At 24.4% G+C, this 1,442-nt stretch carries 2 protein-coding genes; both read right to left on the bottom strand.

The annotated features are described in order from the left end of the window. Positions 1-132 precede the first annotated feature (132 nt). A complete protein-coding gene (locus I6E17_RS10060) occupies positions 133-810 on the bottom strand; it encodes a transposase (protein WP_353936778.1) in 678 nt (225 codons plus the stop codon). A gap of 9 nt (positions 811-819) precedes the next feature. Beyond that, a complete protein-coding gene (locus tag I6E17_RS09790) occupies positions 820-1,344 on the bottom strand; it encodes a transposase zinc-binding domain-containing protein (protein ID WP_170187693.1) in 525 nt (174 codons plus the stop codon). Between the last annotated feature and the right edge of the window lie 98 nt (positions 1,345-1,442).

Here is a 1,442-nt window from a genome sequence, read left to right as displayed (position 1 = left end):
TTTCTAAGGAAATTATAAATTGATTTTATATAAAAATTTTTTAATTTTTTATATGAAAATAGACAAAAATAAGTAGAAAAGTAAAAAAATCCTAAATTTTTATAAGCGAAAAAAACTGATATTAGAATCAGTTTAATAAGAGTATTCTTTATAGCGAATGGAGCCAGTACGGCTACTAAAATATGTTATTTCTTTAATTCTCATTTTGACATGACATTTAAAGCAATAAAAAGGATTTACTTGAAAAGTATCCCAAGTTTCAACTTGATAAAATGTACTTTTAGAGTATTTGGATACATATTTTCTCATAGTTTCCATAATACTTTTAATTTCTTTATTTACATTTCTTGAATAAATTCCAAAACGTTTAATCATTTTAAAATGTTTAGGAGGAATATGAATAATTAATTTAGAAAGAAAAGTTTCAATATCTAGTGTTAGTTCTACTCTTTCTTTGTTGTTAGCAAGATCTTCGTAATAGAAAGTGACATTTCCATCAGAATAATCAATAATTTTATATTCAGCGATAGGAGCCCTAGATAAATATCTACCAATATACTTAATAGCCTTAATATTATTATTTAAATCATTTTTAGCAACATCAAAAAAGAATCTTGTATTTTTATGATAAAGTTGGGAAGCAACATGATAAGCTTTTTTCTTTAGTTTTTCATTTTCATAATTACCATTTTTAACAATATCAATAACTAATTTTTTCCATTGTCCAACAATGGAATTAATATGAAAATATTTTTTTTCGAGATATTTGTGATTTTTATTGAATCCACCTAAAGTAACAATAGCATGGATATGTGGATTTCATTTGAGGTCGCGCCCAAAGGTATGAATAACAGTAATTAAACCATAATGTAAAATATCAGAGTTAGTAAAATATTTTTTAGAATACTTACCAATTTTGTGAACTCTTTCATTTTTACGTTTAATATTATGAAATTGATATTGAAATATATCATTGATAGCATATGTAAGTTTAGTTAAAAGATTTCTATCATAAAAGAAAAATTCTCTAAGTTCTTTAGGTATAGTAAAAAGAACTGCTCTATGTTTAACATCAATAAGGGAACTAGCAGTTTTTTCAGCCCAAATAGCAGAATATTTTTTACCGCATGAAGGACAAAGTCTAGATTTACAAGTAACTTTAAATTTATGAGTCGCTTTACAAATAGGACATTGATAAAGAGCAAAGCATTTCTCAAGGGAACAAGCTTGAAATTTTAGAATAGTTTCAGAAATATTAGCAAAATGCTGATCATTAAAATATTTTTTGATTTTTAGAAGTAAATTTGCTATATTAATGTTAGAGAATATATGTTTTAATTGCATGTATGTCTCCTTTGTATAAATTGTTGTGGTGACTATATTATACAAAAAAGAGAGCTGAGTAAAACATTTTTTTTAAAATGTTACTCAGCTTTTTTTAT

The sequence above is a fragment of the Fusobacterium perfoetens genome (genome assembly GCF_021531595.1).
Classification (GTDB): Bacteria; Fusobacteriota; Fusobacteriia; order Fusobacteriales; family Fusobacteriaceae; genus Fusobacterium_B.
The sequence above is the reverse complement of the archived record's forward strand: the minus strand, read 5'-3'. Positions and strand labels throughout refer to the sequence as shown.

Coding starts and splice junctions, on each gene's coding strand:
- I6E17_RS09790 (WP_170187693.1), bottom strand. CDS start 1,344: ATGCAATTAAAACATATATTCTCTAACATTAATATAGCAAATTTACTT.